The sequence below is a fragment of the Spirosoma arboris genome, from assembly GCF_009754945.1.
In the GTDB taxonomy this organism is placed as follows: domain Bacteria; phylum Bacteroidota; class Bacteroidia; order Cytophagales; family Spirosomataceae; genus Spirosoma; species Spirosoma arboris.
The window spans coordinates 1-19,436 of record NZ_WPIN01000010.1; the positions used below are offsets into that span (position 1 = coordinate 1).

At 47.9% G+C, this 19,436-nt stretch carries 10 protein-coding genes; 8 read left to right on the forward strand and 2 right to left on the reverse strand.

The annotated features are described in order from the left end of the window. Positions 1–275: 275 nt before the first annotated feature. From GO755_RS24175 to GO755_RS24210, 8 genes are all read left to right on the forward strand, one after another. Positions 276–953 (forward strand): RNA polymerase sigma-70 factor, encoded by a 678-nt coding sequence (locus GO755_RS24175; RefSeq protein ID WP_157587882.1) that lies wholly within the window; start codon positions 276–278, stop codon positions 951–953. 54 nt (positions 954–1,007) lie between these two features. Beyond that, entirely contained in the window at positions 1,008–2,021 is a 1,014-nt protein-coding gene (locus GO755_RS24180; protein ID WP_198174912.1) for a FecR family protein, read from the forward strand. A gap of 19 nt (positions 2,022–2,040) precedes the next feature. After that, on the forward strand, positions 2,041–5,433 hold the full coding sequence (locus tag GO755_RS24185; protein ID WP_157587884.1) for a SusC/RagA family TonB-linked outer membrane protein: 3,393 nt from the start codon (positions 2,041–2,043) through the stop codon (positions 5,431–5,433). A gap of 20 nt (positions 5,434–5,453) precedes the next feature. Beyond that, positions 5,454–6,878, forward strand: a complete 1,425-nt coding sequence (locus GO755_RS24190; protein WP_157587885.1) for a RagB/SusD family nutrient uptake outer membrane protein — start codon at positions 5,454–5,456, stop codon at positions 6,876–6,878. A gap of 27 nt (positions 6,879–6,905) precedes the next feature. Then, the gene (locus GO755_RS24195) at positions 6,906–8,693 is read left to right on the forward strand and encodes an FISUMP domain-containing protein (protein WP_157587886.1); all 1,788 of its coding nucleotides are present in this window, start codon (positions 6,906–6,908) and stop codon (positions 8,691–8,693) included. Positions 8,694–8,741: 48 nt separating this feature from the next. Beyond that, positions 8,742–11,519: a c-type cytochrome gene (locus GO755_RS24200; protein WP_157587887.1), complete on the forward strand. Its 2,778-nt coding sequence runs from the start codon at positions 8,742–8,744 to the stop codon at positions 11,517–11,519. Between the two features lie 64 nt (positions 11,520–11,583). Then, complete coding sequence (locus GO755_RS24205; RefSeq protein ID WP_227687067.1) at positions 11,584–13,299, forward strand: PQQ-dependent sugar dehydrogenase; 1,716 nt, start codon at positions 11,584–11,586, stop codon at positions 13,297–13,299. A gap of 470 nt (positions 13,300–13,769) precedes the next feature. Beyond that, on the forward strand, positions 13,770–14,840 hold the full coding sequence (locus tag GO755_RS24210) for an NADH:flavin oxidoreductase/NADH oxidase (RefSeq protein ID WP_157587889.1): 1,071 nt from the start codon (positions 13,770–13,772) through the stop codon (positions 14,838–14,840). A gap of 357 nt (positions 14,841–15,197) precedes the next feature. Here the strand turns inward: GO755_RS24210 and GO755_RS24215 are convergent, their stop codons facing one another. Both GO755_RS24215 and GO755_RS24220 read right to left on the reverse strand, forming a co-directional pair. Next, positions 15,198–17,570: an SBBP repeat-containing protein gene (locus tag GO755_RS24215; RefSeq protein ID WP_157587890.1), complete on the reverse strand. Its 2,373-nt coding sequence runs from the start codon at positions 17,568–17,570 to the stop codon at positions 15,198–15,200. Positions 17,571–17,685: 115 nt separating this feature from the next. Next, entirely contained in the window at positions 17,686–19,401 is a 1,716-nt protein-coding gene (locus tag GO755_RS24220; RefSeq protein WP_157587891.1) for a hypothetical protein, read from the reverse strand. Between the last annotated feature and the right edge of the window lie 35 nt (positions 19,402–19,436).

A 19,436-nucleotide genomic window follows, 5' to 3' on the forward strand; every position in this document is an offset into this window, starting at 1 on the left:
TGGAACGCTTTTCGGGATTACCTCAATGTGAACACACTCACTCGTCAGATATGGTCTAATCAATGGGCACACTGAGCTTGTCTAATTTCGCAAGTTCAGTGTGCCCATTGATTAGACCATATCATTCAAACTCATAAAGGTGCTTTCTTTATTAAGAAATCATCATTTTCTAAAAAAAAAATTCAATTCGCTGTAAGTGAAAAATGAGAGTTGCTAGTCTTGAAGGTGTAAGTAAAGTTTAACTGTTTATCCAGCTTAAACACAGTGCATAAGGAATGGCACAATTAGATGCTTCTACTTCAGGCGAATCGCTTCAGGAACACGTTTCGTTGCCTTTACCAGATCAACAAATGGATCTCGCTTCGTTGACCATGAATGATGAATTGTTCATCAGGAGAGCTATGGTCAATGATCCCGAAAAAGGGGTAGAACTGCTCTATAGACGGTATTTTCAGCCACTTTGTAGTCATGCGATCAAGTATGTTGGATCGAAAGCGGTAGCCGAGGATCTAGTGTCGGAGGTATTTTATGAATTTTATAAAACCTCAGCATTTCTGGAAGTCAGGTATTCCTATCGGTATTATTTATTCCGTTCTGTTCGAAATAGTGCATTTAGTTACATTAAATGGGAATTAAAACGAACGGAACATTTTGAGGATGCACATGAAGCGGCCTTTCCGACAGAACAAAGTCCAGAAACGATAAGCCAATTCGAAGAAATGTATCAGGATGTTCAAAACGCAGTAAATTCTTTGCCGTTTGAACGGCGAAAGATTTACCTGATGAACCGATTTGAAGGAAAGCGCTATCAGGAAATTGCCGATGAACTGACTATATCCGTGAAAACAGTGGAGGTTCAGCTGTACCGAGCCAACAAATACATCCGGACACTGCTTAGAAATAAATGGTTGCTTTCTATCTTTTTTTGCCTTTCTACTAGTTTTCCGCACTGACGTGTAAGTGGTAAACAGACGTTGCTCGTCTTACATACGACAATCCGAATGTATATGAAATCAGCAATCACGAAAGACCTGCTTTTTACTCATTTTATGGGAAAAACCTCAGCGATGCAAAAGCAGATGATTGATGAATGGGCAAAAGAGCTGGCTCATGAGGAGTTGTATTACACATGGCTAGAAGAATATGAAGCCATGTATCCAGAATATGAAGCGAATGTTGACAAAGCCATTGATGAGTACTACTTCTTTTTAAAAAAGATTAAAGCAGTTTCCAATAACCCTGAAGTTGAGTCAACAACTAAAGTTCGGACGATGGGTAGGTCAACATGGCTAAGGTGGAGTATGGCTGCTTCGGTTATTCTGTGTCTGTTTCTTACAGCCTGGCTGACGAGAAATACCTGGAAATACCAAACGTTCCAAACAGCCTTCGGACAAACCAGGACACTTCATTTGGAGGATGGCAGTCAGGTGACGCTAAATTCAAATTCATCACTCAAGGTACCTCGTTGGGGGTTCGGCCAAACAACCCGCCAGGTTTTTCTGGAAGGAGAAGCTTCGTTCTCCATTAAGCATACACCAACGCACCAAAAATTTATGGTTGGAACATCCAACCAATTTGAGGTTGAGGTTTTAGGAACGGAATTTACCGTATTTACCAGAGAGCGAGGATCAAAAGTTGTTTTGAATAAAGGGAAAGTTCAGCTCCATCTGCATTACGGCTCCCAAACCCGGACCATGGCCATGAGCCCTGGGGATTTAATTACGATGGATAACCAGAATCGAATACAAAAAACCGTCACTCCTCAACCCGAACTCCACGCTGCCTGGATGGGCCATCGGTATATTTTTAAGCAGACAACGCTTCGGGAAATCAACTATTTACTGTACGAAAATTACGGTATCAGCGCTGAAGTCGATAAGAAAGAATTACTCGACCAAACGCTTTCGGGAACATTCACAGCCGACAATGTGGATGAATTCCTCAACTTATTAGAAACAGTACTGGATCTTCATATCACTCGCCAAGAGAACAAAGTCTTTATTTCACAGGATAACCTTTAACATTCGTACCCTACTTTTCATGAAAAAACAATTTTACTCAAATTGTTGTGCGGTAGCATTGTATCTACTCGTAGGAGGAGTTGCGCAGGAGGGGCTCGCTCAACGAGCGTTGGCCTTCAGCCAACAAACCAATAAAACCGAACAACCGGGCCACGCAGGGCAAAAACGTATTTCGCTTAAGGAGGCCTTTACGGCACTTAAGGGGCATTATAAAGTAGATATTGTTTTTAAAGACCGAGCGGTAGAAAATTTTTCGGTTGCTACCAAAGACGTCGATTTTCGATTGGGCCTTGAGGAAAATTTAGCCATTATTCTTCGAAGCACTAGTTTGACATTCAAAAAGCTAAAAAACAATACGTACGCGATCACCAAAAATACGGAACGTATAGGGGCAATCGACGACCGAAATCCGCAGCCCAGTTCGGTTCAGACCCCCACTCTAATTCAGGAATCCAGGCCGGTCAATCAGGAATCTCGACCTACTGAAACGGCATCACCTTTGGAAAAAGTCATCATAGGAAAGGTTTCGGATGAACGGGGGGAGGGCTTACCCGGAGTATCCGTTTTGATCAAGGGAACTCAACAAGGGACGACAACCAATTCGGAGGGGAGTTTCAAACTCGCTATGCCTGATGAGCCATCTGTATTGGTGTTTTCGTTTGTAGGCTACCTAACGCAGGAAATAGCAGTTGGCAACCAAACATCACTAGCTATAACCCTGCACGTGGACCAGCGTAGTCTGGACGAAGTGGTGGTGGTTGGCTATGGAACCGTCAAAAAGAGTGATTTGACCGGCTCGGTGAGTTCAGTTAAAGGAACCGATATAAGTGCCTTCCCGAGCGCAAACGTCATGCAGGGGCTATCCGGAAGAGCTTCCGGTGTACAAGTGAAACAAAATACCGGTGCTCCAGGTGGGACAGTAAGTGTTCGAATTAGGGGCACCAATTCGATTCAGGGTAGCAACGAACCCTTATATGTCATTGACGGATTTCCGGTTAGTGGGCAACCATTGATGTTGAATAATTCGGAGATTGAAAGTATTGAAATCCTTAAAGATGCATCGGCAGTAGCCATTTACGGCTCCAGAGGAGCTAATGGGGTCGTATTAATTTCGACGAAGTCAGGAAAAGAAGGCAAAATGCGGGTTGACTACGAATCGAACTACGGCTCTCAACAATTGCGTAAAAAGATTGAGTTAATGAATGCACAGGAATATGCAACATTTTACAACATCTTAAGTGCAAACCAGGGGACAAGTCCGTCCTATACGCAAGAGCAAATCAATAGCTTTGGCCAAGGATTTGACTGGCAGGACTTTGTGTTCCGAAAGGCCCCTATCCAAACCCATTCGCTTAACATCAGCGGAGGAAATGCCAAAACGCAGTTTTCGGTTTCGGGTAGCTATTATGGTCAGGACGGCATTATCAAAGGGAGCGATTATCAACGCTATGGCCTACGAACCAATATTAACCACAGTATCAGCAACAAAATCAAGGTAGCGTTTTCTACTACCCTTTCTAGAAATCAAACCTCGCGACAAAACTCCGGAGGAGGAATTCAGGGGCAATCGCTGATCAGTGCATCGCTGGTCGCTTCACCTATCCAGACCCCTTACAACGACGACGGCACCTATCGGGTACTGACATCACCACTACCTATTATTGTTATTAATCCATTAAACTTTATCAATGAAACCTCCGACAAAGGCTTTTCTAATAAAGTTCTCGCCAACGCTTCGCTGTCGTTTGAACCGCTCAACGGATTGATCCTTAAAGTATACGGGGGGGTAGAAAATAGCGACGACAGAAATGATTTTTACCGCACCCGTAATTTCTTTAACCAGCAATCCAATGCTAGCGTAACCACCACGCAATTCACCAGTCTGCTGAATGAAAATACAATCACCTATAGCAAAAACATTGGCGCCAAGCACAAAATCGTGGCGTTGGGTGGGTTTACGTATCAGGATTTTGTCAATACATCCTTAAGCGCTTCCGGCACCGGCTTTCTAAGTGATGTAACCGAAAGTTATAATCTCGCTGCTGCCACCATACCGGGTATTCCTGGGTCTAGCTACGCTAAATCTGTCCTGTTATCCTATCTAGGAAGGGTCAATTACAGCTTTAACGATCGCATCCTGGCAACCGTAAGTTTCCGATCCGATGGCTCGTCAAAGTATAGTGAAGGAAATAAATGGGGCTTTTTCCCCTCTGCTGCCCTAGCCTGGAAAGTAAAAGAAGAACCATTCCTGGCTAAAAACGACGTTATCTCTGATCTGAAACTTAGGGGTAGCTGGGGCCGAACGGGTTCCCAGGCCATTGATGCGTATGCCACCTTAAACCAGTTAGCTGTTGGGAAAACAGTGTTTGGCGATGCACTTTACAACACCTTCGCCCCCAGCACAACCCTTCCCGGAAATTTAAAGTGGGAAACAACCGAGCAAACTGATTTCGGAATGGACTTGGCATTCCTGAACAACCGGATTCAGGTTACTGCCGATTATTATATAAAAAACACGCAGGATCTACTCAATTCCGTCCAGCTACCCTCTTCAATGGGATTTACCAATACTATTCGGAATATCGGAATCATCCAGAACAAAGGCTTTGAATTTTCGGTGAACGGCGCGGTGGTGAACAAAGGGGCTTTCAAATGGGACCTGAACGGAAATATCGCCTTTAACAAATCGAAAGTGGTCAAGCTGTACGGTGGGCAGCAAATTTTGACCGGCAGGGTAAGTGTGTTGATTTTTGATGACAATATTACCATGCTCCGTGAGGGTGAGCCGATGGGCGTGTTTTATGGCTATCAGGAAGATGGTTACGATCAAAAGGGTAGCGTAAAATATAAGGATATCAACAACGACGGAGTCATTAACACCAACGATAAAGTTATCCTGGGCAACCCGAACCCCAAATTCATCTATGGCTTGAATTCCTTTATGTCCTATAAAGGAATCGATCTTTCACTGTTCTGGCAAGGTTCACAAGCGAATGATATTGCCAATATCAGTGGAATCGGCAATACGTTGCATTACAGTTGGGGTATGAATATGCTGAAAGATGTACTGAACAACACCTGGACACCGGAAAACCCGAATGCGAAATACCCCAAAGTCACGATGTTTCAGAATATTAACTTCTCAAACCGATTCATTGAAGATGGCTCATACCTAAGGCTCCGCAATATTGAACTTGGCTATTCGCTGCCAACGGCCAAATGGAATCTCACCTGGATTAGAAACGCCAAGATTTATGTCAGTGGACAGAACCTGTTAACCTTCACGAAGTATTCCTGGTGGGATCCCGATGTTAATTCTGCTGGTGGAGCAAGTTCGGTTACGCAGGGAATTGACTTCTCGACGTACCCTGTCGCCAAATCATATACGGTTGGTCTCCGTGTCGGTTTTTAACCTTTTTACCAGATATTCTTATGAAAGCCAATATCTTACCCATTTGTTTGCTGTTGCTGCTTACTTCCTGCAACGATCTACTGATCGAAGCGCCAAAGTCAATTGCAGTAGAAACATTTTATAATACTGCCGTAGAAGTAGAAGGAGCCATCGCGGCCATTTATGCTCCGCTTAAAACGATTTATGGTTCAGAATATCTGCCTTTGCTGGAATCCTCAACCGACTATCATAAAGGAGGGGGCAGTTATGCACCCAATAGTGAGTTTCAGGGCCTGAATAGCACAAACATAACCCGGGCTGGCACCAAATGGGAAAGTTTTTATTTGGGGATACGGAACGCCAACTTAGTCCTGGCCAATGTGCCCAAAACCAAACAGCTAAGCGACGAGATCAAAAACAGGTACCTGGCCGAAGCTAAGTTCATGCGTGCCTTAATCTATTTTCAACTCGTGAGATGTTTCGGAGATTTGGTACTACGCACCGAAGCCAATATGGGCGAAACGAATGTGAAACGAAGCCCGTCGAGCGAGGTTTACAAACTGATTAAAGATGATTTGTTATTTGCCGAAAACCTGGTGCCCGCTACCGAACCCGCCCCCGGACGAGCCACGAAGTGGGCGGTAAAAACCCTCCTGGCTGACGTCTATTTTTATACCGGAAGTTATCCAGAAGCAGCCAATAAGGCAAAAGAAGTGATTGATTCCGGGAAATACGCGTTGGTCGAGGTAAGTACCGCCGACGATTTTACAAAATTATTTGGCCCTGAAGTCATCTCATCTTCAGAGGAAATCTTATCCCTAAAATACTCCAAAGATCAACAGTGGGGTTACCCTTTCTTCACCCATGCCATTAAAAGCCCCTACATGCTGGCAGCAGGCTTTGGCGGAGCGTTATATAGTGAGGAACAAAACTACGTCTATGCCAATTGGGATAAAAACGATCTCCGAAAGTCGTATGGCTGGTATAAATCCACACTGGCGTTTGGGACCAATACCATTCTGAATAAGAAATTTTCAGATCCGGGCAGTCTGCAACCCAGGAATGATTACCCCCTATATCGATATGCTGACTTGTTGCTGCTGTACGCCGAGGCATCCTGTGAAGCGGTGGGGCTACCCGACATAAACAGTCTTGATGCCTTGAATAAAGTACACCGAAGAGCGTATGGCTATAACTCCTCGCAGGCATCGCCTGTAGATTTCAAACTCGCCGATTATACAAAGGCATCATTCATCGAACTGGTCAGAAAAGAGCGGGGCTATGAGACACAGTCTGAGGGGAAGCGGTGGTTTGATTTGAAGAGAACAGGTAAGGCAAAAGAGTATATCAAGATAGCAACAGGAAAAGATATTGCGGACAAGCATTATTTGTGGCCAATCCCGCTGTCGGAGCTGAACTACAATGGCGCGTTGGACGCCGTGAAGGATCAAAATCTGGGGTATTAATGTCAACGCAACTACCTAAATAAGCAAATGAGCTCTATCGCCGAAATCCATGTCTTGTGTAGGTTAGTTTTAGCGATGGTTTGTCTGGTTTACCCGGCAACATCCTATTCAGCAGAGGTGCCGGGAGCCGTGATTGGCATGTATGAATGGTCGGCTCAAAATCTCAAGGTGACGCATTTCAGAAATGGCGATCCCATCCCGGAGGCAAAAACCGACGACGACTGGAAAAAAGCAGCCGAAAAAGGAACGCCCGCCTGGTGTTATTACAACAATGATCCGGCCAATGCCAGTACATATGGCGTGCTGTATAACTGGTTTGCCATTAACGACCCACGCGGTATTAGCCCTGTTGGGTGGGATATTGCGACCCGGGAAGCACTCCAGAACTTACAAACAGAACTAGGCCCCAAGAGTGGCGCTAAACTAAAAAGCAGATCGGCCTGGGCGGGTGGTTTACCCGGTTCTGACGAACGGGGATTCGGGGCCCTACCGGCCGGGGTGCGTTACATTGGCGGCTTGTTTCATGATCTGGGTAAGTATACTTATTTCTGGACCAATTCGTCAAAAGGAGTAGAGGCTGCCTTATATTTTAGCCTTGGTCATAAACACGATGGTGTCGATTCGACAGAAACGTTCAGCTTTCTCAAAAAAGGGGTCGGTATGTCGGTCAGGTGCGTGCGAAGGGTTGCCTACACAAGCTTTAGCATTGCTCCGAAAAACCTCCCTAACGACGGCATTATGTTCATTGATAATGAGTCTGTTAATCGGTCTGGACACTACGGCTCAGCCCTAACTGAGTGTAAAAACGGGGATATTCTGGCGTTTTACACCAACGTATCGGGTAAAATATTCCAGGGGCATGGCATAGCTGGTTGGTCAGAGTATAAGCGGTCGACTGATGGGGGGAAAACCTGGGGCAATCCAGTTGTTGTCTCTTACTCCCGAAAAGTTTGGGACGTTAACCGGGTCACCGGCGATTCCCTGCCTAAAGGAAAGTCATACATCGCGGCATTTGTTCGTTCGGTGATTACAGCCCCCAACGGAACGCTTGTTGCCTTTTTGTCCCGGCAACTGGCCAGTAATCGGGATAACTATCTGGGATTTAAAACGCCGGTGTACATCCTGAGCCATGACAATGGGCAAACCTGGACTGAGCCAAAGGAGGTCGATGAGATAGCTACGGCCAAAGAAATTAGTTTGACCAACGATGATGGGGCTTCTTTTGTGCAAGATGGGGTAATCTATACCGTCTTTATCGGCGGATACGGTACAGGTGAATACTCGTTTTATGCCTCGCACGACAATGGCGAGACGTTTGCCAAAGTGAGTGAAGGGCTATTCCAACACCGGAAATATAAGAGCAATTATTACTACATGACAGCCAAAGCACTGGACGACGGGCGGTTTATTGTCTACTCCTATGACCTCAATGACGAGTATAACTTGCCCTACGTGATTAGTAGTGATAAAGGCCGAACCTGGAGTGAAGTAAAGACTACCTATATGGCCAAGCGCGTTCGGGATGCACAGATGAGCGAAAAAATTGGCAACTACTATTTTATGGTGGGTCGTAGTGGCAGTTTTGGCAGCGACCCAATGAATCTGGTGCTCTATGCATCCAAAAATGGGATCGATTGGGACAATGGTCAGTATCTTAAAAAGGTACAAAAAACGCTCGATTCGTACTCGGCTATTGAGGTTGTTGGGAAATATGATCCAAAACAGGCGAAGAAAGTCCTGATACAGGGATCGGTTGGCTATGGGGTTGGCGCAAGTGTCAATGTCAAGCATTGGTGGATTGACGACGTGAAATAAGCGTTCAATCTCATCGTCAGTCATTCTAACGCTTAAGACGTATTCTGTATGAACTCAACGAGTCATTGGGGCGTAGTGATGGTATGCCTATGGGCCATTGCTGGCCTGCTGTCCGCTAGTCTTTTGGGCTGCCATTCGGCAACGCTTCCCATTACCGAAAATAAGTTTGATAGTCTGTCCCTTAACTCATTCGTGGAACCAGGATTCCCGGTTATAAGTACGTATCTGGATGCCCGAAAGTTAGGAAAACTCTTTCCAGACGATAATGTCGTTGCCCGTGGGTTGGTCATTCACCTGGATGATAGTGCCTACGTCTGTTTCGATCAGGATTTGTTACGCTGGTCGGTGGCCTGGTCCGGTAAATCACTCACGAAGAGTATGTTGCCGGAGGTGTCGTACCGCGATTTCTTCAACAAAAAGAATACGGTTCCGCTGGTGGCTGGCCAGCCAGATATAGCCAATGGGATCTATCCCGGATGGTCGGCTGGAAAACCAGTTCTGAATGAGATTCGCCCTAAGGCCCAATACCGGGAAGGTTTCACCTGGGGGCCGCTACCTGTTGATCATGGACGTTGGAAAGGAAGTTACGTATATGGGGGTAAGTTAGTTCTGGCGTATAGCGTTGCCGGTACCGATATTTTCGAAATGCCTGGTTGTATCCGACAGGATAAGGAGATCGTTTATACCAGAACCCTACAAGTAGGCGCATCATCCGACACGCTTTTCCTGAATGCGGCCGAAGTACGGGGAGGCACGAAAACCGTCAGTGATGGTAAAACAGCCTACATCTATTACGGTACCCATCAGGATTCGGTGATCGCCGTAGGCAGTAAACAGGATGGGAACTCGGTACGGGTAGTCAACGGACAATACTTCAGTGTATCGCTCCCGCCATCCGATCAAACCCGAAAGGTAACCGTCTGTTTATGGAAAGGGCTGGCTAACCATCTGAATCGCTTCCATTCCGTGACAGATAAGGCCAGTATTGACCTACCCGTATTTAAGGCGGGAGGCCATTCCCATTGGCCGGAAAAGGTGCTTACCAAGGGAAAAATCGCACCCGATTCGGCTGCGTTTGTAACGGATTTGTTGACATTGCCCATTCCCAATCCCTGGAAGCGAAATGTGCGAGTGACAGACATTGCCTTTCTGGATGAGCAGCGGGCTGCGGTCACTACGTTTGAGGGTGACGTATGGCTGGTCAGCGGAATTGATCAACAACTGGAGCATCTGTCGTGGAAACGATTTGCTTCGGGGTTGTATGAACCCATGAGTATCGAGGCCTACAAAGGACAACTGTATATTTTTGGGAAGGCTGGTATTGTCCGGTTACACGATTTGAATGGAGATGGAGAAGCCGATTATTACGAGAATTTCTGCGACTTAATGCAGCAGTCAGCGGAATCCTACGAATGGGCAGCCGATATGGTCATCTCGGAAAAGTATGGTATCCTGATTGCGAAAGGGGGAGGGGTAACAGCAAGGCCGGGCATCACAAAAACGCTGACTGAGGGCTTTCGGGCGGGCTCAAACCATTCGGGAGTGATTATGCGAATCTCACTGGATGGGAAAAAGACCGAACAAATCAGCACTGGCTTTCGGGCCCCTTATCTTGGGTTTCATCCGGTTACCGGCATGGTGACGGCAACCGATCAGCAAGGGAATTACGTGCCCAGTACACCGATCTACTTAGTTGAAAAGGGTGATTTTTTTGGTGTCCCTGCCACAAGTCACCGGACTGATAAGCCAGACCCAAAACGACCAATCACCTGGATTCCGCACCGGATCGATCGTTCGGCGGGTAGTCAGGTCTGGGTTACCAGCCAGTCAATGGGGCCACTCAACAACAAACTTCTGCATTTTTCATTTGGTCGCCCCGGTCTCTTTGAGGTACTCATTGATTCGACGTCCAACGGGGTGCAGGGGGCAGTGGCTCCGGTTAATGCCTATTATTCTACGCCCATCCTCAAAGGAACTATTGGCCCCCGTGATGGGCAACTATACATGGCCGGTTTTAACCTGTTTGGTAGCAGTTCGAAAGGCATCAGTGCCATTCAACGGCTACGATACACCGGCAAGAGGAGTTATATGCCTAACCACGTTGAAGTCGGTCGTCAAGGTATCCTGCTCTCCTTCGATTCGGCACTGGATGTCCGGAACGCTACCGATCCATCCAGTTACCGGGTAAAGCGGTGGAACTATAAACGAACGGAGGCTTATGGCTCGGGACATTTCAAGTTGGACGGTACGCCCGGTGAAGAGATCCTCCCGGTATTAGCCGCGTATCTGTCTGCCGACAAAAAGAAAATTCTCCTACTTGTTCCTGATATGCAGAAAGTTGACCAGATGGAGGTGTTGTACAAGGTGACTGCCAGCGATGGAAAACCAGTCCGTGATGGAGTCTGGTTTAGTGTCAATCAGCTAGATAATCTAGGCTTTCAACCACAGGGTTTTGCGAACGTAGATCTAAAAAAACTTCAGCTGAGCAAGGCGCAATTTTCCGCTCTCGTCAAGTTTGATCCTCCCATTACCAGAGAGCGGGGCAAAGAGCTTTTTGAGAAAATGGGGTGTATCGGCTGCCATTCTCCCGGAACCGAAACCGCTGGGATGTATGGACCACCCTTTAAAGGGCTGTATGGCTCAATACGAAAAATGGCCGATGGCTCCACCCTTGAAGCCAACGAAGCCTATCTGAAAGAATCGATTCTTGAGCCCAGCAGGAAAGTCGTAAAAGGTTATGATGCTGAAATGCCGTCTTTCCAGGGTGTCCTATCTGACTCTGATATTGAGGCTTTGCTATTGTACATTATGTATTTGAAATATTAGTCGAAACTGGAGCGTAATGCGATTGGCTATGGTAAATCTGTTTTGTGAGTGTTATAGTTGGAAGATGATACGTGTTCTATTCCTGCTTTTGACCGGGGTTATTGGGATCGCGTTCGGCCAAAAAGCCGGGCAATCCTCTGGCAACTATTCGTCAGACACGAAAATTCTGGCAACCGGGCAACAGCTTTTTGAGAACTACTGCTCGTCGTGCCATAATTTTTCGCAACGGAGTATTGGACCGGGATTGCACCAGGCTACCACCGAATCACCAAAAGTCTGGCTGAAAAAATTCATCCGAAACGCTCCCGCAATGATTAGTTCAGGGGATGCCAGGGCCACTCGGCTGTTTGGGGAATACAAGCAGATGATGCCTCCGTTTCCGTCGCTGGCCGATGATCAGGTGGACGCTATTCTCGCCTATATTCATAAAAACCAGAAAGTGGTAACCGCACAGCAGGCATCAGCCGACATAGCTATAAAAGACCCCATTCCGGCCAAAATACCACAAACCGGCGGGCAATTGTTTTTACAGTATCACTCCACCGCTCCGGCAACCGGCTCCACGGCTCCACTGGCTCGGATCAACAAAATGCAGGTATTGACAGGCGATCAGGAACGTCTTTTTGTCGTGGATTTGCAAGGGGTTTTGTACGAGATTACTGATAAAACGTGGCACATCGCGCTGGACATTCGGCCCTTGCGTACCCATTTTACGACGTCGCCGGGTTTAGGTACGGGCTTAGGAAGCTTCGCGTTTCATCCAGATTTTAGCGAAAATGGATTACTGTATACCTCCCATGCAGAGAAAGTCCATTCGGTGCGTGGCGATTTAGGGTTCGCCGATTCGATAAAAGTTGGTCTGCAATGGGTATTAACGGAATGGAAAATCGATAATTCGTCCAAACTGCCATTCACCGGAAAGAGCCGTGAAGTCTTACGAATCGACCTATTGACCATAGCGCATGGCGTGCAGGAAATTACGTTTAATCCCTTAGTCCGGAAAAGTCATGACGATTATGGCCTGCTCTACATTGGCATTGGGGATGGGGGCTCAGCGGAGAAAAAAGGGTTCTATCCGCTTTGCAGCAATAATAAAGTACCTAGTGGGTCGGTATTGCGAATCGACCCACTAGGGCGAACTAGTAGAAATCAGCAGTATGGTATTCCATCAACCAATCCGTTTGCCTTTGAGAAAGACCCAACAGTACTCAAAGAGATTTATTGCCGGGGTTTTCGGAACCCTAACCGCATCATCTGGACGCCTGACGGCAAAATGCTCATCGATGACATTGGCCAGTCCAATATCGAGGAAGTGAACCTTGGCATAGTCGGAGCCGATTACGGCTGGCCCGAACGGGAAGGAACATTCCGGGTCGATCCAAGGGGCGACATTAATAAAGTTTTCGCTGTGTCTACGACTGAGTCTGATAAAAAATATACAAACCCGATTCTACAATACGATCACGACGAAGGGCGAGCTATTTCTGGAGGCTTTGTTTATGATGGCCAAACGATACCGGCTCTAAAAGGTAAATACGTTTTTTCTGATATCACCAATGGCCGTGTTTTCATGACAGAAAACCGGGATTTATTGGTAGGTAAACTCGCTCCAATCCAGGAACTGGATCTATGGGTGGATAATGAGCGCACCACGTTTCAGAAACTGAACGGTACGGCCAAGCCCGACTCGCGTCTAGGGATAGGCCCCGGCGGAGAACTGTATTTTTTCACCAAAGCTGATGGGAAACTCTATAAAGTGATCGGTTTTCAGCCGAAGTGATCATAGATAACCACAGGCGGAGTGATTTAGGCAATCGGTTGGACAGTTATCACGATGCGTTTCGATAGGTATTTTGCCGAAATGCCTGAGATCGTTAAACCCGTTACAATGGTGATCAACTTCAGGCAGCTAAAGACACCTGCTGAGTGGTCAACTGTCCGCCTAACCTCAGCATCTGAAGGTACGATAATTTTAAGATAGGTTGGTAATTTAGTAAATTCTCACCAGTTGCGTGATCACTTTCTCAATTGATTTATTTCTGTACTACTACAAGTATAGTGTTCGAATATGCATCAAATTCTGAATGCGTTTTATACAGAATAGCGTTGAGTGGCATGCAAATTTGCACAAGGCGTACACAGCCGAATCAGAGGGTATGGACTAAGGTACCCATTTAATCCTGTTCCCCTCAACAAAGTTCTGCTGACATTGTCACTGACTACATCAACCGTAATCTACGTTTACAACTCATGTCCATTCTTTTTTCGCCACTAACCATCAGGGATATACGGTTGAAGAACCGCCTGGTCGTGTCGCCCATGTGCCAGTATTCAAGTGTGGATGGGTTTGCTTCTGATTGGCATCTGGTGCATTTGGGAAGCCGAGCGGTTGGAGGGGCTGGCCTTATTTTCACTGAGGCCACAGCTATATCAGCTGAAGGGCGGATTTCCCCAAATGATTTGGGACTCTGGCAGGACGACCATATTCCCGGTCTAAAACGAATTACAGAGTTTGTCCGGCAACAGGGTGCCGTAGCTGGCATTCAATTAGCCCATGCCGGTCGGAAAGCCAGCCACCAACGACCCTGGGAGGGAGGAGCTTCCATTGGGCCAACGAGTGAACTCGGTTGGCAGACGGTGGCTCCCTCAGCCATGCCCTTTCTGGAATCCGGACCAAAGCCCCTAGCGCTTACGATTGCTGGCATTCAGACCGTACTGGACGATTTTATGGCGGCTACCCAACGGGCATTAAAAGCGGGCTTTCAAGTGCTTGAAATTCATGCGGCTCATGGTTATTTGATCCACCAGTTTCTGTCACCGCTCAGTAATCATCGAGTCGATCAGTATGGTGGCTCCTTTGACAATCGCATTCGACTGCTTCTGGAAGTCATCGCGTGCGTTCAAACGGTGTGGCTAGCCGATTTACCTTTATTTGTGCGGCTATCAGCTACCGATTGGGCAGAGGGGGGCTGGTCGCTAGACGATTCGGTCGCTTTAGCGGCCATTCTCAAAGCGAAAGGAATTGATGTCGTCGATTGTTCCTCTGGGGGCAATCTACCCAATGTAAAAATTCCAGTTTCGCCAGGTTATCAAGTAACCTTTGCGGCCCGCATTAAGCAGCAAACGGGTATAATGACAGCCACGGTAGGTTTAATCACATCGGCGCATCAGGCGGAGGCAATTCTTGAAACTGGCCAAGCTGATCTGATCTTATTGGCCAGGGAGTTTTTACGCAATCCGTATTTCCCCTTACAGGCTGCATCGGTGCTGAGCGATCAGGTTAGTTGGCCTGTGCAATACGAACGGGCCCGAAATTTGTGAATAGTCAATTGTCTTCTCCAAGAGTCAAGGGACGTTTAAATGAACTCTAAGTGAGAGAGATAGTTCCTAAAAACAGCACTTGGCAGTCCAATATTGGAAATTTCGGAACTTTGACCAGCTAATCTCAATGGGAGAGGTTTTGAACCACATTTAGGAAATCAGGTTCCAAAACCTTTTGCTTAAACTCATTTTGCTCTTCAGGGTATTTGTCATAAAATTGAAAAATCACTCTGCTGAGATTTATCTCCAGTCATTTTCGGAGTGTGCCCTAGATGATAAAGCTACGATGCCATTGAAATTTAATTAATCCCATTAGAAGAACAAAAAACCGACCCTACACAGACCGGGGTTGTTGTCTTATAATCGGAGGAGTTTGACCGTATACCGTTGAGCGGCCGCCGAAACCCGAATCAGCAAGATGCCATGACGGTTCCCGAGCGGTAAACGAACAAGGTCCAACCCATTAGCCTGCGTCAGGGCTTGTTGGTGATAAGGTCGTCCCTGCGTATCGACCAGCTCGATTTGAACAGGCTGGCCCATTACTCCAATAATCTCGATTGTAGCTAATTCGCTATCGACCGGATTGCCCAATACCCGTACCTGTAAACCAGATCCTTCCTCGCTAACCCCAAGCCGGGCTGCGGCCGTGCAGGCCCTCAACCAGTTGTAGGCAAACTCCGTGGTCGTTCTGATTTGAGTGGCTTGTAGGGTGATGGTAGGATTGTCGGTGTACAGTGTTAGCGTATAAGGGCCCTGATTCGTAGTAGACCGCATTTCGTTGACCATCGAGAAGCTCACCGGGGAGCCATCCAGTCCTTCGTACTGTGGCGTAAACGTCACCCGATACTGACTGGCAGTTACGGTTTCACAGCTCACCGTCGTTACCCCTGTGATGCTGAAGGTAGCTGTGGGGGGCGGGTTGACGATCACGCGCACCTGATCGGTGACGGCGGGGGAATCATCTGAAGAGGCTACGGTGATGGTGAACGCCTGAACCCCGCTCAGGCGTGCCCCCACGCTGGCCGAGACCTCACTGGTGTTGGTGGCCGACAGCCTAAAGCCCGCCGGAGCTGCCCAGGTATAGGAATAAGGGGGCGTGCCTCCCGTGGCTGTTACGGACATGGTCAGGGTATTGCCTGCGCTAACCGTAGTGGAACTAACCCAGGTGTTTAGAGTCACCGGGGTGTATTGATGCAGCTTACTCACAAAAACGTCTCTATACCCCACCGAGGTTAGATTGAGCACCCCTGCACCGGGATCAAAATCGACAGTATACTGGAAATTACCGATGGTATAAACCCCTCCTCCATCATCCACAGCTACCGAATTGCTGAAAACATAATCATTGCTGCCACCGAATTGTTTGGCCCACACAAAGTTGCCCTCCGCATCGAGCTTGCTCACAAACATGGCAGAATATGCCGCGGTTAGATTGAACACCCCCACCCCAGGATCAAAATCCACCGTATAATAGAAAAGGCCGGTGGTGTAGACGTTGCCCGACCCATCTACCGCCAATGAAGTGCTGTAATCATTACCTGTGCTACCGACTCCTTTGGCCCAGACAAAGTTACCTCCCGCGTCGAGCTTGCTCACAAACATGTCCTCATATGCCCCCGGCGCCGAGGTCATATTGAACACGCCTGCACCGGGATCAAAATCGCCCGTATCCTGAAAATAGCCGGTGGTGTAGACGTTGCCCAGCTTATCCACCGCTATTGAAGTGCCCCCATCATGATATTTGCCGCCGAGTTGTTTGGCCCAGACAAAGTTACCCCCCGCGTCGAGCTTGCTCACAAAGACATCCGTATTCTTCCCCGCCGAGGTCAGGTTGAACACACCTACACCGGGATCAAAATCGAGCGTACCTAAGAAAAAGCCAGTGGTGTAGACGTTGCCCATCCCATCCACCGCCACCGAGGTGCCTTCGTCATTTTCTGTGCCACCGACTCGTTTGGCCCACACAAAGTTGCTTCCCGAGTCGAGCTTACTCATAAAGATGTCATAATCTCCCAACGAGGTCAGATTGAACACCCCGGCACCAGGATCAAAATCGGTCGTACCTAAGAAATAGCCGGTAGTGTAAACGTTGCCCGACCCATCCACCGCTATTGAAGCACCCCCATCATGACTGATGCCGCCGATTCGTTTGACCCAGACAAGGTTGCCCCCTGCGTCGAGCTTGCTCACAAACATATCATCATATCCTGCCGAGGTCAGATTGAGCACCCCTGCACCGGGATCAAAATCGACCGTATCATAGAATAAGCCGGTGGTGTAGACGTTGCCCGACCCATCTACCACGACTGAATTGCCAACATCATCACCGCTGCCGCCGAGTTGTTTGGCCCATATAAGGTTGCCCCCCGTGTTGAATTTGCTCACAAAGATGTCATCACCTCCCGCCGAGGTCAGATTGAATACCCCTGCACCGGGATCAAAATCGACCGTGCCTCGGAAATTACCGGTGGTGTAAACGTTACCCACTCCATCGACGGCCACCGACGTGCCTACTTGTGCAAGGTTACTATTGGTGCTGCTGAGTTGTTTGGCCCAGACTAATTTCTGGCCCTGAGTGGTCTGGCTAAATCCCCAACTCAGGAGCATCCAGATGAGTACCAGTAGCCATGGGCGGACATTTGCCACAACACCCGGCGATGGGGTAGTAGCTGCCGGGAAAACAACCGGCTGGAAATCAGATTGAACAGGATTCGGTAGAGAATAGATCATGATAAGAATTGGTTAGAAATAAACAGTAAGGATGGAATCGGCGTCGGTACGAAGGGGCATGTTCCCATCGCAGAGTGGTCAGATCATAAAGAGAGGACGTTTTATAGTCGGGAAATTAGTGCAGGGTCGATGGGGCCATTTTAGGCCGGAGGAGGGTGTCCATTTGCTGACGCAGGATAACCAGCTCCTTTTGCTGGTCAATCAGATGCAGCGTCAATTCCTCTACTTTCTCTAGTAGAGTTGCATTCATCCTGACTAAGTCAATCCCTTCTTTAGTCACTTGTTCAGCCGAAGGTACACCCGGTAAGTGTCCATGTTGGGCTACATACGTGGCAATCCAGGGCAAAGAACGCAGTTGGTAGGTGGAGCTAAAGACCTTATCACTCCACTCATCAGGACTGTTGATCCGCAGTTGATAACGAGCTTTGACAATTTCTCCCCGTTCATCGACCGCCAAAAACTGATCTGTAGCCTGGTTGGTGGGACTTCTCCTGGTGAGATTGGTTAGGCGAATACCACTTTTATTGGGGGATGGACTGACGACCTCCAGCCGATCCATTGGAGTCGAAGTCCCAATGCCCACGTTCACCCCGTTACCTAGTATCAGGGCATTACTCATAGCTACCCTACTATTAGACCCAATAGCGATTCCATTGAAGATGCCCTCATCGGCCTGGCTGTTGTAGCCCATCAGCACGTTATCACTGCCATTGGTAATGGTCATTCCCGAAGTCGGGCCAATAATAATATTGTTACTACCGGTGGTGACATTGTAGCCCGCATGATACCCCAGAAAGGTATTGCTCTGACCGGTTTGGCTATTATAGCCTGCCTTAGAGCCTACAAACACATTGCCCGATAGGGTATTCTTGAAGCCTGCCGAGTCGCCCAGCATGACGTTATAACTCCCGTCGGTGTTGTTATAGCTGGCTGCCGCGCCTACCACAACATTACCCGAGCCTGTTTTATTCTGATGCCCGGAAAATCGTCCTATGGCCGTATTTTGTTGCCCAATGGTGTTGGAGACACCAGCTTCGAACCCCACAAAGGCGTTGAAATCACCCGTCGAATTGTTGTAGCCAGCATACGACCCTAGAAAAGCATTGGCCGTACCGGATGTGTTGCTGTAACCGGCATAAGAACCGACAAACGCATTAGAAGCACCGTTTATGCTGGAGTGTCCGGCGTGGGTACCCAGAAAGGAATTGTCAGAGCCAGTCGTATTTTTATAGCCTGTTTCATTCCCCACAAACGTATTACTAGTCCCAACGGTATTAAGATACCCCGCTGTATGGCCCAAAAAGGTATTATTGCCGCTCAGTGTGTTGTTGCCCGCACCCCAGCCGACAAACGCATTGTTGCTACCCGTTACATTGTCATAACCTGCTCCTGCGCCGATATATGTGTTATAGTCACCCGTAGTGTTTTGGTAACCTGTAGCACCTCCCACAAACGTGTTGTAGGTTCCCGTTGTATTGTGTACTCCCGTGAGATTGCCAATGAAGGAATTGCTGAACCCGGTGGTATTGAAGGCTCCCGAGGAGTAGCCCACAAACGCATTGTAGTAGCCGGTGGTGTTAGCGTTCCCCGCGAAAGACCCCAAAAATGTGTTGTCATCCCCACCGGTACTGCCGTGTCCCGCGCTATAACCTAAAAATACGCTGTAGCTCCCGGTCGTACTAACAGGCCCGGCCGCTGTACCGACGATTGTGTTATGGTCACCGGGCGTTACTGAATTAGCTGTGTTTGCCACGTAGTTCAATTGGGCCTGAGCCACCGAAAAGGACAGTAACAGACCTGTAATCCAGAGTAGTACTGAGCGAGTTGTCATGGTGAAAAGGGGGTATCGATAGTTGGTCCAACTGA